Annotated in this window: 15 protein-coding genes; 11 read left to right on the top strand and 4 right to left on the bottom strand. The window is 74.7% G+C overall.

Annotation, left to right across the window (positions count from 1 at the left end; all coding sequences use genetic code 11):
- Nucleotides 1-62 precede the first annotated feature (62 nt).
- From ABT106_RS04145 to dnaG, 5 genes are all read left to right on the top strand, one after another.
- On the top strand, nucleotides 63-398 hold the full coding sequence (locus ABT106_RS04145; protein WP_351271999.1) for a hypothetical protein: 336 nt from the start codon (nucleotides 63-65) through the stop codon (nucleotides 396-398).
- Nucleotides 287-1,027: a sirohydrochlorin chelatase gene (locus tag ABT106_RS04140; RefSeq protein WP_351271996.1), complete on the top strand. Its 741-nt coding sequence runs from the start codon at nucleotides 287-289 to the stop codon at nucleotides 1,025-1,027. The genes ABT106_RS04145 and ABT106_RS04140 overlap by 112 nt, the downstream gene beginning before the upstream one ends.
- A gap of 110 nt (nucleotides 1,028-1,137) precedes the next feature.
- The gene (locus tag ABT106_RS04135) at nucleotides 1,138-2,466 is read left to right on the top strand and encodes a deoxyguanosinetriphosphate triphosphohydrolase (RefSeq protein ID WP_351271993.1); all 1,329 of its coding nucleotides are present in this window, start codon (nucleotides 1,138-1,140) and stop codon (nucleotides 2,464-2,466) included.
- A gap of 93 nt (nucleotides 2,467-2,559) precedes the next feature.
- Entirely contained in the window at nucleotides 2,560-3,834 is a 1,275-nt protein-coding gene (locus tag ABT106_RS04130) for an NAD(P)/FAD-dependent oxidoreductase (protein WP_351271990.1), read from the top strand.
- Nucleotides 3,835-3,868: 34 nt separating this feature from the next.
- Nucleotides 3,869-5,779, top strand: coding sequence for a DNA primase (gene dnaG / locus ABT106_RS04125; RefSeq protein WP_351271987.1), 1,911 nt, complete (start codon nucleotides 3,869-3,871; stop codon nucleotides 5,777-5,779).
- A 7-nt stretch (nucleotides 5,780-5,786) separates the two neighbouring features.
- On the opposite strand, the gene ABT106_RS04120 is transcribed toward dnaG, so the two are convergent.
- The gene (locus ABT106_RS04120; RefSeq protein WP_351271984.1) at nucleotides 5,787-6,239 is read right to left on the bottom strand and encodes a gamma-glutamylcyclotransferase family protein; all 453 of its coding nucleotides are present in this window, start codon (nucleotides 6,237-6,239) and stop codon (nucleotides 5,787-5,789) included.
- Between the two features lie 397 nt (nucleotides 6,240-6,636).
- On the opposite strand from ABT106_RS04120, the gene ABT106_RS04115 reads away from it, so the two are divergent.
- Nucleotides 6,637-7,179: a GVDTG sorting domain-containing protein gene (locus ABT106_RS04115; RefSeq protein ID WP_351271981.1), complete on the top strand. Its 543-nt coding sequence runs from the start codon at nucleotides 6,637-6,639 to the stop codon at nucleotides 7,177-7,179.
- Between the two features lie 253 nt (nucleotides 7,180-7,432).
- Nucleotides 7,433-8,065, top strand: a complete 633-nt coding sequence (locus ABT106_RS04110; RefSeq protein WP_502979207.1) for a class F sortase — start codon at nucleotides 7,433-7,435, stop codon at nucleotides 8,063-8,065.
- Nucleotides 8,066-8,099: 34 nt separating this feature from the next.
- Here ABT106_RS04110 and ABT106_RS04105 read toward each other — a convergent pair whose 3' ends face one another.
- Nucleotides 8,100-8,876, bottom strand: coding sequence for a sulfite exporter TauE/SafE family protein (locus ABT106_RS04105; RefSeq protein WP_351271975.1), 777 nt, complete (start codon nucleotides 8,874-8,876; stop codon nucleotides 8,100-8,102).
- A gap of 414 nt (nucleotides 8,877-9,290) precedes the next feature.
- The gene (locus tag ABT106_RS04100) at nucleotides 9,291-10,586 is read right to left on the bottom strand and encodes a ferredoxin reductase family protein (protein WP_351271972.1); all 1,296 of its coding nucleotides are present in this window, start codon (nucleotides 10,584-10,586) and stop codon (nucleotides 9,291-9,293) included.
- A gap of 157 nt (nucleotides 10,587-10,743) precedes the next feature.
- Here ABT106_RS04100 and ABT106_RS04095 point away from each other — a divergent pair, with 157 nt between their 5' ends.
- From ABT106_RS04095 to nirD, 3 genes are read left to right on the top strand one after another with little or no spacing between them, the layout of a single operon-like run.
- The gene (locus ABT106_RS04095; protein WP_351271969.1) at nucleotides 10,744-12,114 is read left to right on the top strand and encodes an NAD(P)/FAD-dependent oxidoreductase; all 1,371 of its coding nucleotides are present in this window, start codon (nucleotides 10,744-10,746) and stop codon (nucleotides 12,112-12,114) included.
- Nucleotide 12,115: 1 nt separating this feature from the next.
- Nucleotides 12,116-14,647, top strand: a complete 2,532-nt coding sequence (nirB, locus tag ABT106_RS04090) for a nitrite reductase large subunit NirB (protein ID WP_351271966.1) — start codon at nucleotides 12,116-12,118, stop codon at nucleotides 14,645-14,647.
- The gene (gene nirD / locus ABT106_RS04085) at nucleotides 14,644-14,976 is read left to right on the top strand and encodes a nitrite reductase small subunit NirD (RefSeq protein ID WP_351271963.1); all 333 of its coding nucleotides are present in this window, start codon (nucleotides 14,644-14,646) and stop codon (nucleotides 14,974-14,976) included. The genes nirB and nirD overlap by 4 nt, the downstream gene beginning before the upstream one ends.
- Nucleotides 14,977-14,985: 9 nt before the next feature.
- Here nirD and ABT106_RS04080 read toward each other — a convergent pair whose 3' ends face one another.
- On the bottom strand, nucleotides 14,986-15,393 hold the full coding sequence (locus ABT106_RS04080; protein WP_351271960.1) for a VOC family protein: 408 nt from the start codon (nucleotides 15,391-15,393) through the stop codon (nucleotides 14,986-14,988).
- A 606-nt stretch (nucleotides 15,394-15,999) separates the two neighbouring features.
- Between ABT106_RS04080 and ABT106_RS04075 the strand changes: the two genes are divergently transcribed.
- On the top strand, nucleotides 16,000-17,160 hold the full coding sequence (locus tag ABT106_RS04075) for an alkaline phosphatase PhoX (RefSeq protein ID WP_351271957.1): 1,161 nt from the start codon (nucleotides 16,000-16,002) through the stop codon (nucleotides 17,158-17,160).
- The last annotated feature ends 99 nt before the right edge of the window (nucleotides 17,161-17,259 follow it).

Raw genomic sequence — 17,259 nt, 5'->3', positions numbered from 1 at the left:
GGAAAAGAGAGCCGACACCCCGGCGCAACGCGACGGCAACCTCCGGCGCGCAGGATCGGTCCATGACGGAGCCGGTGCACCCTTCCGACATCACCCTGTCCCTCCCCTTCGGCAGCGCCGCCGAGCTGCTCACCCGGATCACCGCCCAACTCGGCACGCAGCTCAGCGGGCTGCGCCCGCCGCGCGCCCGTCACCCCGGAGCCCACCCATGCAGCACCGGCAACACCAGCGGCACGAGCAACACCAGCGGCACGAGCGGTACGAGCAGCCACCCACCCTCGTCGCCGTGGCCCACGGCAGCCGCGATCCGCGCGCCCCGCGCGCCGTCGAAGCCCTCCTCGAGCGGGTCCGCGAGCTCCGCCCGCGCCTCGACGTACGGCTCGGGCACCTCGAACTGAACCCGCCGCTGCTCGCCGACACCCTGCGCGCGGCCTCCGACCGGGCCGGCCGGCGGGCGTCCGACGGCGCCTCGGGCGGGGCGGTGCTCGTCCCGCTGCTCCTCGGACGCGGCTACCACGTCAAACGGGACCTCCCCGCGGCCGCCGCCCGCTTCCCCCGCCTCCGGGTGAGCGTCGCCGCCCCCCTCGGCCCGCACCCGCTGCTCGTCGAGGCCCTCCGCGACAGGCTCCGCGAAGCCGGCTGGACCCCCGGCACGGCCGTGGTGCTGGCCGCCGCCGGATCGCGCGACCCCGACGCGGCCGCCGACACCCGCGCCGCCGCCGCCCTGCTCTCCGAGCGCCTCGGCGGGGTGGCCGTCGTCACGGCCTACGCCTCCGCCGCTTCCCCCACCGTCCCCGAGGCGGTGCGCGCCCTCGCCGCCCGCGGCCACCACCGGCCCGCCATCGCCTCGTACTTCACCGCCCCCGGTCACTTCGCCACCCGCAGCGCCGCCGCCGCTCCCGGCCCGGCCGCCGCCCCGCTCGGCGCCCACCCGGCCCTGGCCCGCCTCGTCCTCCAGCGCTACGACGAGGCCCTCGCCCGGCGGGAGAGCCTGGGCGAGACCCGGTTCCAGCCGGCCTCCGCGTAAGGACCCCGCAAGGACGCCGCAGGGTCCCCGTAAGGCGCCCGTAAGCAGCCCACGGGGGCCGCGCCCGGTCGTATTGCTCGGATTGTCAGGTCTCCGGTTAACGTCTCACCATGGAAGGCACCGCGCACGCTCCCGCAGACCCGACCGACCCCCGCGAGCCCTACGATCCCGCCGCCACCGAGCGCTGGGCCACCGAGCCAGACAAACGCCCCGGCCGGACCGCCTTCCAGCGTGACCGTGCCCGCGTACTGCACTCCGCCGCGCTGCGCCGGCTCGCCGGGAAGACGCAGGTCGTCACGCCCGGCACCCGCTCGTACGACTGGGACGCGAGCCCCCGCACCCGCCTGACCCACTCGCTGGAGTGCGCCCAGGTCGGCCGGGAGCTCGGCGCGGCCCTGGGCTGCGACCCCGACCTGGTCGAGGCCGCCTGCCTCTCCCACGACATGGGCCACCCGCCCTTCGGCCACAACGGCGAGGAAGCGCTCAACGAGTTCGCCAAGGACTGCGGCGGCTTCGAGGGCAACGCCCAGTCCCTGCGGCTGCTGACCCGCCTGGAGCCCAAGCGGTTCGTGCCCGACGCGGACGGCGAGCTGGTCAGCGTCGGCCTGAACCTCACCCGGGCCTGCCTGGACGCCGCCACCAAGTACCCGTGGGCCCGCGGCGACCACCCCACCGACCCCGGCTCGGTGAAGTTCGGGGCGTACGAGGACGACCTGCCGGTCTTCGAGTGGCTGCGCCTCGGCGCGCCCGCGGACCGCAAGTGCTTCGAGGCGCAGGTCATGGACTGGGCGGACGACGTCGCGTACTCGGTGCACGACTTCGAGGACGGCCTGCACGCCGGCCACCTCGATCCGAACCTGCTGCACGCCGAGCCCGAGCGGACCGCGATCTGGCGGGTCGCCATCGGCCGCTACGTCCCGGCGGACACCGACCCCGAAGAGCTGCGCGAGGCGCTGGACCGGCTGATGGAGCAGGAGTGGTGGCCGCACGGGTACGACGGCTCGGCCGTGGCCCAGGCCCGGCTGAAGGACGCCACCAGCCAGCTGATCGGCCGGTTCTGCCAAGCGGCCGAGGGCGCCACCCGCGAGGCGTACGGCCCGGGCCGCCTCACCCGGTACGGGGCGGGTCTGGTGGTCCCGCGCGAGGCGCGCAACGAGTGCGCGGTGCTGAAGGCGGTCGCCGACCTGTACGTGATGCAGCGCGACGAACAGGAGCGGATCCGGGCCGACCAGCGCGTCGTCCTGGCCGAACTAGCCGACGCGCTGAGCCGGCGCGCGCCCGAGGGGCTGGACCCGCAGTTCCGGGCCATCTTCGACACGGCCCCGGACGACCGGGCGAGGAAACGCGCGGTCGTCGATCAGATCGCCTGCCTCACGGACGCCGCCGCCCGCTCCCTGCACGGCCGCCTCACCGGGCGCACGCGACGCGCCGAAGGGTGAGCCTATCGGGCCACTCCCCCTTCACGCGGCAGGCTCAGTGCGGGACGCTCGCATGTGGCCGCACGTGACGAACAGGTAATGAGGAGGCATCAGGTGGTCGACGCACACCAGACGTTCATCATCGTCGGCGGAGGGCTGGCCGGGGCAAAGGCGGCCGAGACGCTGCGGGCGGAGGGGTTCACCGGCCGGGTGATCCTGATCGGCGACGAGCACGACCGCCCGTACGAACGCCCCCCGCTGTCCAAGGGGTTCCTGGTGGGCAAGGAGGAGCGCGACAGCGTCTTCGTGCACGAGCCGTCCTGGTACGCGAGCGCCGACGTCGAGCTGCACCTCGGCCAGCCCGCCGTGCACCTGGACCGCGAGAACAAGTCGGTGCGCCTGGGCGACGGCACCCTGCTGCACTACGACAAGCTGCTGCTGGCCACGGGCTCCGAGCCGCGCCGCCTCGACCTCCCCGGCACGGACCTGGTGGGCGTGCACCACCTGCGCCGCCTGGCCCACGCCGAGCGGCTGCGCGGCGTCCTGGCCGCCCTCGGCCGGGACAACGGCCACCTGCTGATCGCGGGCGCCGGCTGGATCGGCCTGGAGGTCGCCGCCGCGGCGCGCGGGTACGGGGCCGAGGTCACCGTGGTCGAGGCGGAGGCCACCCCGCTGCACTCGGTGCTCGGCCCGGAGATCGGCCGGCTGTTCGCGGACCTGCACGCCGGGCACGGGGTGCGCTTCCACTTCGGCGCCCGGCTGACGGAGATCGTGGGCCAGGACGGCATGGTGCTGGCCGCCCGCACCGACGACGGGGAGGAGCACCCGGCGCACGCGGTCCTCTCGGCGATCGGGGCGGCGCCCCGGACGGCCCTCGCCGAGACGTCCGGGCTCGCCCTCGTGGACCGGGCGCACGGCGGCGGGATCGCCGTGGACGCCTCCCTGCGCACCTCGGACCCGGACGTCTTCGCGGCCGGGGACGTGGCCGCCGCCCACCACCCGGTGCTCGGGACGCGGCTGCGCGTCGAGCACTGGGCCAACGCCCTCCACGGCGGCCCGGCCGCGGCGCGGGCGATGCTGGGGCGGGAGGTCAGCTACGACCGGGTGCCGTACTTCTTCTCCGACCAGTACGACGTGGGCCTGGAGTACTCGGGGTACGCGCCGGCCGGCGGCTACGACCAGGTGCTGATCCGCGGCAACGTGGGCAAGCGGGAGTTCATCGCCTTCTGGCTCTCGGACGGACGGGTGCTCGCCGGTATGAACGTCAACGTGTGGGATGTCACCGAGCACATCCAGGCCCTCATCAGGTCCAAGGCCCCGGTGGACCGCGAAAAGCTCGCGGACCCGTCGGTTCCGCTCGCGTCCCTGGTCACGGCGGAGGGGGCCTGACAGGTTTGCCGCCGCCCGGCCGTAGACTTCACGGGTGGCAGGACGGATCAACGACGACGACGTGAAGGCGGTACGGGACGCGGTCCCGATCGACGCCGTCGTCTCCGAATACCTCCAGCTGCGCAACGCGGGCGGCGGCAACCTCAAGGGCCTCTGCCCCTTCCACGACGAAAAATCCCCGTCCTTCCAGGTCAGCCCCAGTAAGGGGCTCTACCACTGCTTCGGCTGCCAGGCGGGCGGGGACATCCTCGACTTCATCATGAAGATCGATCACCTCTCCTTCTCGGAGTCGGTCGAGCGCCTGGCCGGCCAGGCCGGCATCGTCCTGCGGTACGAGGAGGGCGGCTACACCGCCGGCACCAGCGGCCGCGGCGAGCGCATCCGCCTGGTCGAGGCGCACAAGGCCGCCGCCGCGTTCTACGTGGACCAGCTGGACTCCCCCGAGGCGGAGATCGGCCGCAAGTTCCTGGCGGAGCGCGGCTTCGACCAGGCCGCGGCCGCCCACTTCAGCGTGGGCTACAGCCCGTCCGGCTGGGACCACCTGACCCGCTTCCTGCGCGGCAAGGGCTTCAGCGACAAGGAACTGATCACCTCCGGGCTCGCCCAGGACAGCCGCAGCGGCAAGCCGATCGACCGCTTCCGAGGCCGGCTGATGTGGCCCATCCGCGACATCACGGGCGAGGTCGTCGGCTTCGGCGCGCGCAAGCTCCGCGACGACGACAACGGTCCCAAGTACCTGAACACGCCGGAGACGGCGATCTACAAGAAGTCCCAGGTGCTGTACGGCATCGACCTGGCGAAGAAGGAGATTGCGAAGACCTCCCGGGCCGTCGTCGTCGAGGGCTACACCGACGTCATGGCCTGCCACATGGCCGGGGTCACCACCGCGGTAGCCACCTGTGGCACCGCCTTCGGCGGGGAGCACATCAAGATCCTGCGCCGCCTGCTGATGGACAACGCCACCGCCGAGGTGATCTTCACCTTCGACGGCGACGCGGCCGGCCAGAAGGCCGCGCTGCGGGCGTTCGAGGACGACCAGAAGTTCGCCGCCGAGACCTCCATCGCGATCACCCCCGGCGGCATGGACCCCTGCGACCTGCGCCTGGCGCAGGGGGACGGGGCGGTGGCCTCGCTGGTCGAGACCCGTACCCCGCTCTTCGAGTTCGCGCTGCGGCACATCGTGTCGCGGCACAACCTGGAGAACCCGGCGGGCCGGGCGGCCGCCCTCGACGAGGCGGCGCCGGTCGTCGCCCACATCAAGAACATCGCGATCCAGCACGAGTCGGCGGTCCAGCTGGCGGGCATGCTGGGCATCCGCGACGAGGCGTTCGTCGTCAAGCGGGTCGCACAGCTGGCCCGCTGGGCCCGCGACCGCGGCGGCCAGTCGCAGCAGCAGGGGCGCGGCGGGGGCGGACGCCCGTCCTACGACGCGGGCCCCGCGCAGCCCGAGCGGCCCGCCGGCGGCCCCGCGCTGAACCTGCGCAGCCCCGCCCACCGCACCGAGCGCGAGCTGCTGAAGCTGGCCCTCCAGCGCCCCGCCCTGGTTTCCCCGGCCTTCGACGCGTACGGGATGGACGAGTTCACCGCCCCGCCGTACGCGGCCGTGCGCCAGGCCATCCTGGACGCGGGCGGCGCCTCGCTGGGCACCGAGGACTACCTGGCCAAGGTCCGCGAGGCCGCCCCGAACGACACCGTCCGCGCGCTCGTCACGGAACTCGCGGTCGAGGCGATCCACGCGAAGACCGTGGACGAGATCTACGCGGGCGTCCAGCTGGTGCAGGTGCGCCTGCGCGCCGTGGACCGCCGGGTCCACGAGATCCAGGGCACGATGTCCCGGCTCGGCCCGCAGGCCCCGCCGGAGCAACTGGCCGCGGTCCAGGAGGAGCTGTGGGTCCTCCAGCAGTACGGCCGCCGGCTGCGCAACCGCGGCGCCGAGGGCCTGTGACCGGGGCCTACGCCCCCCGGCGGCCGAGCCAGTCGCCGCCGGGTATCTCCGTGCCGGACGCGCGCAGGTCGCGGGCGAGCAGGGGCGCGGCCAGGTAGACCCAGGCCCGGGCGGCGCTGCCGTCGGGGCGGAGCACCTCGCGGGCGAGCCGGTCGTAGAGGTTGCCCGGGCGGCCCGGGCCCGCGTACTCCTCCAGCCGGTCCAGCGCGGCCAGCAGTTCCGGGTACGCGCCGGGGGCCGGCGTGATCAGCTCCCCGAGGACGGCCGAGCCGGGGCGGTGGACGGCGTACGGGTACCCGGGACCGTCGTAGAGCGCCGCGTCGGGCAGCCGGGCGGGCTCCTCGCGGGCCGTGCGGCCGCGCAGGAACAGGTCGTGGTTGACCTCCCCCGGGCGCAGCGTTCCGTAGACGAAGAACGGCAGCGGGGCGGGCGGTTCCCCGGGCCGGACGGCCGATGTCACGCGGGCACTCCCTCGGGTGGGGCGACTGGTCCGCAGGCCCGGCCGGAAGGCCCGGCTTCCCTGCGCGCCTCCACCGTACGCACGGCCGTTTCCCACCCTCCCGGCGCCCGTGACCCGGGACGTCCGGCGTCGGGCTCCCCCGCTCCCTCCGGCCCCCGCTCCCTCCGGCCCCCGGTCCGGCCTCCGTGCCGCCTGCGCACCGGTCGTCACGGTCACCCGGTCGCCCGGGTCACCCGGACGGCGCGGGTGGCACCGATGGCCGCACCCGCCCGCCTGAGCTGCGAAAACACCCCGTACGAGGGGGAGCGGCGGACCGAACTGACGGGACATCAGCAGGCGCGGCCGGGCCGGGCCGGGTTACCTCGGGAACACGACCCCGTGTCTCCAGGAGAATCCCATGCGCCGACGTACCGCTCACGCGCTGACCGCCACCGCGCTGACCGCAGCCGCGTTCACCGGCCCGGTCGCCGGCGCGGTCGCGGCCGCGGACCTCGGCATCATCAGCTTCGCCCCCGGTGACTTCGCGCCGCTGGAGGTGTGGCCCAAGTCCGCGGCCCCCGGCGCCACCGTCACCGTCAACACCACCGCGTGCGGCCACGGCAGCCACGCGGAGGGCGACGCCAGCACGGTCGGCGGCGGCCGGTTCAAGCTGGTCCCGGGCACCCACAAGGAGGTGGTCGTGGGCCAGTTCCAGGTCACCCGCGGCACCCGGCCCGGCACCTACGGCATCGGCGCCACCTGCGCGAACGGCAAGTTCGCCACCGGCGACCTGGTCGTCACCGAACGCGGGCCGCAGGGCCCCGTCCACACCGGGGTGGGCGGTGGCACGACCACCACCGCCGACCCCGCCACGATCGCGGCGGGAACGGCCGTACTGGCCGCGACCGCCGTCGGCGGTATCTGGCTCCTGCGTCGCCGGGCGAGCGGCACGCGGAGCTGACGGACGCCCACCGCGGCTCCGGCCGCGGTCCGACCGGTACCGTCCCCCGTCGCCCGCCCCGCGAGGTCCCCCCCGTTCGCGGGGCCGGGCGACGGCCAGTCACCCCGAAACGGAAGCCGAGGGGGTACGCATGGGTGGCGATGTCCGGAGCTCCCGGAGCTCCCCGGGCGGCCCGGCGCAGAACCGACGGCCCTGGCCCGCGGCCGGCCGCGCCCCTGCGGCCACCCCTGGATCCGCTCCGGCGGGCCGCGGCATCGCCCGCACCCCCCGTACCCCCACCGCCCGCCACGGCGGGCTCGTCGCCCTCGCCGCCTGCGTCGGCATCTGGCTCGTCACCAGCGGCTCCCGCGAACCCGTGGGGCCGCCGCTGCCCTCCCCCGCCGAGGCGCTGAGCGCCGCCAGCGCGTCCGGGCCCGGCATCGCCCCGCTCCCCGGCTCCCCGCCCGCCCGGATCCGGATCCCCTCCATCCGGGTCGACGCGCCGCTGACCGGGCTCGGCCTCCAGGCGGGCGGCAGCCTCGAAGTACCGCCGCCGGACCGGCGGGACCTGGCCGGGTGGTACCGCGAGGGCACCACCCCGGGCGCCACCGGCACCGCCGTGATCGCCGGGCACGTGGACGACGCGGTCGGCCCCGGGGTCTTCTACCACCTGGGCGCGCTGCGCCGCGGGGCCGCCATCGAGGTCCCGCGCGCGGACGGCCGTACGGCGGTGTTCACGGTCCACGCGGTCGGGGTGTACGACGCCAAGGGCTTCCCCGACTCCCTCGTGTACGGCCCGTCCGCGCGCGCCGAGCTCCGGGTGATCACCTGCGGCGGCGGCTTCTCCCCGCGCACGGGCTACCGGGGCAACGTGGTCGTCTTCGCCCACCTCACGGGGACCTACTAGCCGCTGCCGGGCCGGCGGTTCCGGCGGCCCGCGCTCAGCCCCACTGCTCGAAGCCGAGGCGGATCACCAGCGCCCCCACCACCGTGAGGAGCACGCCGCGGACGAAGGCGCTGCCCTTCTTGAGCGCCATGCTCGCGCCGATCATGCCGCCGGCCAGGTTGAACAGGGCCATCAGCGCGGCCAGCTGCCACAGCACCCGGCCCTGGTAGGCGAACATCGCGAGCGCCCCGGCGTTCGTGCACACGTTGACGATCTTGGCGGTGGCGGAGGCGGACACCAGGTCGAGGTGGAGCAGCGCGGTGAGGGCCAGCACCAGGAAGGTGCCGGTGCCGGGCCCGATGAGCCCGTCGTAGAAGCCGATGCCGAGACCGGCCAGTGCGATGGCCAGCAGGACCCGCTGCCGGGAGACGGGCGAGGCGGACGGGGCGGCGCCGAAGCCGGGCTTGAAGATCACGACGGCGGCGACGACCACGAGGACCGCCATGATCAGCGGACGCATGGCGTCCTTGTCGATGCCGCCCGCCAGCGCGGCGCCGCCCATCGAGCCGGCGAGCGCGGCGAGGCCGATCCGTACGGCGAGCTTGACGTTCACCGGGGCCTTGCGCACGTACGTCACCGCCGCGCCCGCGGTACCGACGATGGCCACCGCCTTGTTGGTGCCGAGCACTGTGGCGGGATGGGCCTGGGGCAGGCCGAGCAGCAGGGCCGGCAGCAGGAGCAGACCGCCGCCGCCGACCACCGCGTCGATCCATCCGGCGGCGGCCGCGGCCACGCACAGCACGATGATCATCGTTGTTGATATGTCAGGCACGGACCCGACCCTACGGAGCGGTTGGGTGCAGGGGCCATCAATCCCCGGAAACTTGCGCGAACGTTGAGGTTCGCCCGGCCGGCGCCCGGTCCGGGGCCACCGGCGCGGCCGGGTCCACGGCCGCCGTGAGCGCGGTCGCGGCGAGCACGCTGGCCAGCCCCAGCCCCGCCGCCAGCCGCCGCGCGGGCGGTACGGCGGCCGCGACCGACCTCCACGCCGACGGCTTCCGGTGCCGGGCCGGGGCGGGACCCGGCTGGGCACCCCCGGCCGGGGGTGCGTACAGGGGTGCGTAAGGCGGTGCGGACGGCGGCGCGGGCACGGACAGGGCGATGTGCAGCGGGTGGCGCATGGCGCGGCGGCCTCTCGGACGGCGGGGCGGAAGAACGCGGGGCGGCAGACGGCGTGCGGCCGGGCTCAGAAGGCGAAGCACTCGGAGTGGATGTGGCCGGCCGGCACCCCGGCCCGCAGCAGCGCGGTCCGCACCGCCCCGGCCATCCCCGGTGGCCCGCACAGGTACACGTCGTGCGCGGCGAGGTCCGGCACCAGCGCGGCCAGCGCCTGCGGGGCGAGCGGGTCGTAGGCGGCGCCGGACGGCCCCAGCAGGTAGTGCAGCCCGGCCTGCCGGTCGGCGGCGATGGCCTCCAGCTCACCGCGCAGGACGAGGTGTTCCTCGGCACCGGCCCGGTAGAGCAGGGTGAGGTCCCCGGGGCCGCCGGGCAGGGTCTCGAACAGGGCCCGGATCGGGGTGATGCCGACCCCGCCCGCGATCAGCAGCACCTTGGCCCGGGTCCGCCGGGCGGCGGTGAGCGCCCCGAACGGCCCGGTGGCCAGGACCCGCGTGCCGGGGCGCAGCCTGCGGATGCGGCGGGAGTGGCCGCCGAGGCCCTTGACGGTGATCCGGAGGGTGTCGTCGCGGACCGGCGCGGACAGCGAGAACGGCAGCGCGGTGTGCCAGAGCCTGCGCCGGAGGAACCGCCAGCGCAGGAACTGCCCCGGCTCGGCACGCAGTTCGGTCAGGTGCTCCCCGGAGACGGTGACGGAGACGACGCCGGGCCCCTCGACCCGTACCTCGGCGACCCGCAGCGCGTGCCGCAGGGCCTGCCGTACGGGGACCACGGCGCGGTACCAGACCAGCAGGACGGCGACGGCGGTGTGGGCGAGGGCCCAGAACCAGGCGACGGGGGCGACGTCGGGCCCGGCGAGCTGGTGGCCGAAGGCGAGGGCGGCGGCGAGGTAGACCAGCAGGTGCACCCCGCGCCAGGTCTCGTGCGACACCCGGCGGCGCAGCGCCCGGGCGGAGGTCACGCCGACCGCGGCCAGGAGGACGGTCCCGGCCGCGGCGGCGGCGAGCGCGGGGTAGCCGAGCAGGTCCCGGACGGCGGACACGACGTCGACCCCCTCGTGGACGGCGTAACCGAGCAGGGCGAAGAGCCCGTGCCCGAAGCAGAGGAGCAGGACGTGCTTGCCGCCGGCGGCGTGCCAGCGGGCGAGCCGGTCGGCGCCGACGCCGTGCTCCACGGCCGGTACCCGGGCCATGAGGAACAGCAGCACCAGCACCCCGTACCCGGCGAGCAGACCGGTCAGGTGGGCGGCCGTGGCGAACAGCGCGTCGGGCCGGGCCGACGGACGCACCTGCGCGGCCCAGAGCACGGTCACGACCCCCGCCCCGCCCAGCATCCCGCCCCTGACCCGCACCACCGCATCTCGCATGCGGGTCACGCTAAGCGCCCGGACGGGCACGCGGATGATCCTTAAGGCGGCCTTGAGGGAAGCCTCACCGGCCCTTAACCCCTGCGCTGAGGTGGGCGTTCCGTCCGGGTAACAACGGCGATGCGGCGGGGAAACAGCGTCCCCGCACGCTCGTGGCATGACCTCGGAGCAGCGTGTGGTGGTGATCGGCGGCGGCCTGGCGGGCCTGCGGCTGGCGCAGCGGATGAGCGGCCCGGACGCGGCGGTGACCGTGCTCGGCGAGGAGACGCACGTCCCGTACAACCGGGTGCTGCTCGCCGAGGTCCTCGCGGGCCGGTACGCGCCGGAGGTGACGGCCCTGCCCGCACCCGGCCCGGGGCTGCGGCGGGGCGTCCGGGCGGTCCGCATCGACCGCGCGGAGCGGGCGGTGCACTGCGACGACGGGAGCGTGGAGCGGTACGACACCCTGGTGCTGGCCACGGGTTCGAACCCGGTGCTGCCGCCACTGCGCGGACTGTTCGTACCGGACGGGCGGGAACTGCCGGACGGGGTGCACCCGTTCCGCACGATGGACGACTGCCTGGCCCTGTCTGCGGCCGTCAAACCAGGCGTGCGCGCGGTGGTCATCGGCGGCGGCCTGCTGGGGGTCTCGGCGGCCCGGGCGCTGGCGGCGCGGGGCGCGCAGGTGGTCCTGGCCCAGCAGGCGCAGCGGCTGATGGAGCGCCAGCTCGACGCGGACGCCTCGGCGCTGCTCCACGCCCACCTGACCGCGCTGGGCGTGGAGATCCACACGGAGTGCCGGGTGCGCGGCCTGAGCACGACCGGCCCGCCGGACGGCTCCCGCCGGGTCACCGGGGCCGAACTCGCCGACGGCTACCGGCTGGAGGCCGACCTCGTCGTGCTGGCCTGCGGGGTCCGCCCCCGTACCGGTCTGGCGGTGGCCGCCGGGCTCGACGTCCGCACGGGCGTCGTCGTCGACGACCGGCTGCGCACCAGCGACCCCCGCGTCCACGCCATCGGCGACTGCGCCGAGCACGCCGGCCGGGTGTACGGCCTGGCGGGCGCGGCCCTGGAGCAGGCCGACGCGCTGGCCGCGATCCTCACCGGCCCGGCCCCGCACCGGCGCGCGGCCGGCCCGCCCGCCGCCGGGTTCACCAGCGCACCGGAGGCCGCCCCGCGCGGAGCCGCCCCGGAGGCCGCCGCCACCGCCGGACCGGCCGCCCCCGACGACCGCCCCGGCGCGGCGGCCCCGTACACCGGCACCCGGGCCCTCACCCGGCTCACGCTCGGCGGAGCCGGCCACCGCACGCTCGACCTCGCCGCCTTCGGCGAGACCACCCCGCTCCCCGGCGACGACGTGGTCCGCCTCGCGGACGCCACCCGCCGGACCTACCGGCAGGTCGTCGTCCGCGGCGACCGCCTCGTCGGCGGGGTCCTGCTCGGCGAGCTCTCCAGCGTGGGCGCCCTCGCCCGCGGCTGGGAGGGCGGCGAGCCCCTGCACGACCCCGCCGACCTGTTCCGCCTGCTCACCGACGACGGAGGCCACTGACATGACCGAGCCCCTGCCCACCCTCGTGCTCATCGGGCACGGCATGGTCGGCCAGCGCTACCTCGAAGCCCTCGCCGAGCGGGGCGTCACCGCTACCCACCGGGTCACCGTGCTCTGCGAGGAGCCCCGCCCGGCCTACGACCGGGTGCACCTCACCTCGTACTTCTCCGGCAGCACCCCCGAGGACCTGTCCGTGACGCCGTCCGGCTTCATGGCGGAGCACGGCATCGCCCTGCACCTCGACGACCCCGCCGAGTCCGTCGACCGGGAGGCCCGCACCGTCACCTCCCGCTCCGGCCGTGTCTTCCCGTACGACGTCCTGGTCCTGGCGACCGGAAGCCACCCGTTCGTGCCGCCGGTCCCCGGCAAGGACGCGCCCGGCTGCTTCGTCTACCGCACCATCGAGGACCTCCTCGCCATCGAGGAGTACGCCAAGACCCGCACCCACGGCGCGGTCGTCGGCGGCGGACTCCTCGGGCTGGAGGCGGCCGGCGCCCTGCAGGGCCTCGGACTCACCGCCCGGATCGTCGAGTTCGCCCCGCGCCTGATGCCCGTCCAGATCGACGAGGGCGGCGGCGCGGCCCTGCTGCGCACCATCGAGTCCATGGGCCTCACCGTCCACACCGGCGTCGGCACCCAGGAGGTGCTGACCGGCGCGGACGGCAGCGTCAGCGGAATGCTGCTCTCCGACGGCTCCCGCGTGGACACCGAACTCGTTGTCTTCTCCGCGGGCGTCCGCCCCCGCGACCAGCTGGCCCGCGCCGCCGGACTGGACGTGGGCGAGCGCGGCGGCATCGCCGTCGACGCCCGCTGCCGCACCTCCGACCCGCGCGTGTACGCCATCGGCGAGTGCGCGCTCGCCGTCGACGGCCGGGTGTACGGCCTGGTCGCCCCCGGCTACGAGATGGCCGAGACCGCCGCCGACGACCTGCTGGGCCGCGAGAAGGAGTTCACCGGAGCCGACCTCTCCACCAAGCTCAAGCTCCTCGGCGTCGACGTGGCCTCTTTCGGCGACGCCCACGGCGCCGCCCCCGGCAGCCTCGACGTGGTCTGGTCCGACTCCCGCTCCGGCGTCTACAAGAAGCTGGTCGTCTCCCCCGACGGGGTGCTCCTCGGCGGGGTCCTGGTCGGCGACGCCGACTCGTACGGGCTGCTGCGTCCCCTCACCGGCAGCGTGCCGCCCGTCCCCCCCGAGCAGCTGGTCCTGCCCGCCGGCCTCGGGGCGCCCGTCGCGCTCGGCCCGTCCGCGCTCCCCGACCACGCGGTGATCTGCTCCTGCCACAACGTCACCAAGCGGGCCATCGCCGCCTGCGCCACCGTCCCCGAGGTCAAGAAGTGCACCAAGGCGGGCACCGGCTGCGGCAGCTGCCTCAAGGTGATCGGGCAGCTGCTGCCGCCCGCGGCCGACCCGGGCCTGTGCGGCTGCTTCCCGCACACCCGCACCGAGCTGTACGAGATCGTCCGCACCCGGCGGCTGACGTCGTACGCGGAGCTGCTGGACGGCCACGGCCGCCCGGAGGCCCGCGGCGGCGACGGCTGCGAGGTGTGCAAGCCCGCCGTCGGCTCGATCATCGCCTCGCTCGCCCCGGTCCTCGGGGCCAGTGGCTACGTCCTCGACGGGGAACAGGCCGCCCTCCAGGACACGAACGACCACTTCCTCGCCAACATCCAGCGCAACGGCTCCTATTCGGTCGTCCCGCGCATCCCCGGCGGCGAGATCACCCCGGACCGGCTGATCGTGATCGGCGAGGTGGCCCGGGACTTCGGCCTCTACACGAAGATCACCGGCGGGCAGCGGATCGACCTCTTCGGCGCGAGCGTGGACCAGCTCCCGCTGATCTGGGCCCGGCTCGTCGACGCCGGCTTCGAGTCCGGGCACGCGTACGGGAAGGCGCTGCGGACGGTGAAGTCCTGCGTGGGACAGACCTGGTGCCGCTACGGGGTCCAGGACAGCGTGCGCATGGCCATCGGCCTGGAGCTGCGCTACCGGGGCCTGCGGGCGCCGCACAAGCTGAAGTCGGCGGTCTCCGGCTGCGCCCGCGAATGCGCGGAGGCACAGAGCAAGGACTTCGGGGTGATCGCGACGGCGAGCGGCTGGAACCTCTACGTCGGCGGCAACGGCGGGGCCACCCCGCGCCACGCCGACCTGCTGGCCCAGGACCTGTCGGACGCCGAGCTGATCCGCCTCGTCGACCGGTTCCTGATGTTCTACATCCGCACCGCCGACCGGCTGGAGCGGACCTCCACCTGGCTGGAGCGGATGGAAGGGGGTCTGGAGCACCTGCGGGACGTGGTCGTGCACGATTCCCTCGGGCTGTGCGCGGAGCTGGAGTCCCTGATGGCCGGCCACGTCGCGCACTACCGCGACGAGTGGGCCGAGACCCTGTCGGACCCGGAGCGGATGCGCCGGTTCGTGTCCTTCGTCAACGCGCCCGGGGCCCCCGACCCGACCGTGAAGTTCGTGCCCGAACGCGACCAGGTCAAGCCGGACCTGGCCGTCCTGACCCTTCAGCCGCTGGGAGGCGCCCGATGACCGTCGAACTGGAGCTGGAGGACGGATGGCTGGCGGTGTGCGAGCTGTCGGCGCTCCTCCCCGGCCGGGGCGTCGCCGCCCTGCTGCCCGACGGGAGCCAGGCCGCGGTGTTCCTCGACCGCGCGGGGCGCCCGTACGCCATCGGCAACCAGGACCCCTTCACCGGGGCGCACGTGCTGTCGCGGGGGCTGCTGGGGTGCGCGGCCGGGCGGCCGTTCGTGGCCTCGCCGCTGCTCAAGCAGCGCTTCGACCTGGAGTCGGGGCGCTGCCTGGACGACGAGGAGGTCGCGGTCCGGACCTACCGGGTGCGGACCGCCGCCACCTCGTGAGGGCGGTGCTCAGCCCTGGACCGCCGCCGGGTCCATCCACATGATCTCCCAGGTGTGACCGTCGAGGTCGTCGAAGGCCCGGCCGTACATGAAGCCGAGGTCCTGGGCCGGACGGGACTCGGTGCCCCCGGCGGCGACGGCCGCGTCGACGAGCGCGTCGACCGCGGCGCGGCTCTCGGAGCTGAGACAGAGCAGGACCTCGGAGGTCTTGGTGGCGTCCGCGATCTCCTTGTGGGTGAAGTCCTTGTAGCGGGCCTCGGTCAGGAGCATCGCCACGATCGTGTCGCTGATCACCATCGAGGCGCAGTTCTCGTCGCTGAACTGGGCGTTGAAGCCGTAGCCGAGCTCGCCCCAGAAGGCCATGCTGGCGTCCAGGTCCTTGACCGGCAGGTTGACGAAGATCATGGTGGCGGACATCTCGGTCCCTCTTCCCTCGGGTGAAGCTCGCACCGTGCGGCGCTTTCGAGAGGTAGACCGGGGGACGCCGGAAAACTCATCGCTCTTGGCAAAAAACCCGTACGGCTTCTTGGACAGGCACGAATCCGCAGGTCAGGAGCGTCCGGTCCAGGCGCGCACACCACCCGGACGGCTCAAGCGCGGCGTGCGGGGCGCGGGCCCCGCACGGAAGGGCCGGCGGAGGGCCCGCGCAGGGCCGCAGGGGTCCCCGCCGGTCGCCGCGTGCCACGTGCGGGGCGAAACCCCGGGCGCCGGATTCGGCCGGAACCCGCCCCTCGGCGCGCCCGGCGGCGGAGGCCGGCGGGCGGGGTGCGACTGGGCGTACGCACACCGAATCGTCCGGCGCCCGGTGAACGGCGCCGCCGGCGAGAAGCGGAAAACCTTCCGGAAAGAGCCCCCGGCACCCTGAAATTCCTTCAGGTGAATGGCGCACGGTCATTGACCTCGCGCCGGTCGCTCGCGCGTCATGAGGAATTGACGTCACGTCAACTCAGCTCTCCTAGGTTCCTCGACGCGTGCGACCCCGCGTCCGACCGGACGCGGGGCCTTCCTCCCACAGGAGTGACCGTGGAACGTCGTACCTTTCTGCGCGGCGCAGTCATAGGCTCGTCTGCCGCCGCCTTCGGCGGCACCCTGATGCACGGGGCGGCCTACGCGGCCCCCGCCCAGCCGGGGGCCGGGCCGTACGGGGCGCTCGGCGCGGCCGACGCCAACGGGCTCCAGCTCCCCGCCGGCTTCAGCAGCCGGGTGATCGCCCGGTCCGGCCAGAACGTCGGCTCCACCACCTACAAGTGGCACAGCGCGCCCGACGGCGGCGCCTGTTTCGCGGACGGCACGGGCTGGATCTACGTGTCGAACTCGGAGATCAACCCGAGCGGCGGCGCCAGCGCGGTGCGGTTCGGCGCGGCGGGCACGATCACCGGCGCCTACCGGATCCTGTCGAACACCCGGCAGAACTGCGCGGGCGGCAAGACCCCCTGGAACACCTGGCTGTCCTGCGAGGAGGTCACCCGCGGCTACGTGTACGAGACCGACCCGTACGGGGTGAACGCGGCCGTCCAGCGCCCGGCGATGGGCCAGTTCAAGCACGAGGCGGCCGCCGCCGACCCGGTCCGCAAGGTGATCTACCTGACGGAGGACGAGTCGGACGGCTGCTTCTACCGCTTCGTCCCGACCACCTGGGGCAGCCTCTCCGCCGGCACCCTGCAGGTCCTGAAGGCGTCCACGGCCACCTCCGGCTCGTTCACCTGGGCCAACGTCCCGGACCGCGACGGCTCCCCGACCGCCACGCGCAGCCAGGTCTCGGGCGCGAAGAAGTTCAGCGGCGGCGAGGGCTGCCACTACGCCAACGACACCGTGTGGTTCACGACCAAGGGCGACAACCGGGTCTGGCAGCTGAACCTCGCCACCAGCACCTACGAGCTGGCCTACGACGACTCCCTGGTCCCCGGCGGCGCGGCCCCGCTGACGGGCGTGGACAACGTCACCGGGTCCTCGTACGGGGACCTGTACGTGGCCGAGGACGGCGGCAGCATGGAGGTCTGCGTGATCACGCCCGACGACGTGGTCGCCCCGTTCCTGCGGATCACGGGACAGTCCTCCTCGGAGATCACCGGCCCGGCCTTCTCCCCCGACGGCACCCGGCTCTACTTCAGCAGCCAGCGCGGGACGAGCGGCAGCTCGTCGGGTGGAATCACGTACGAGGTCACCGGCCCCTTCCGCACCTGACCCCGGCCCCGGCCCCTGGCCCCCGGCCCCGCTCCCGGCCTCCGGACGCGCGTCCGGAGGCCGGGGGCGGTTCACGACGCCACCGCGCCGCCCATCAGC

It is taken from the genome of Streptomyces sp. NPDC002044, from assembly GCF_040296725.1.
In the GTDB taxonomy this organism is placed as follows: domain Bacteria; phylum Actinomycetota; class Actinomycetes; order Streptomycetales; family Streptomycetaceae; genus Streptomyces; species Streptomyces antarcticus.
Note: the sequence above shows the minus strand (reverse complement) of the source record. Positions and strands in the feature narration are given on the sequence as shown.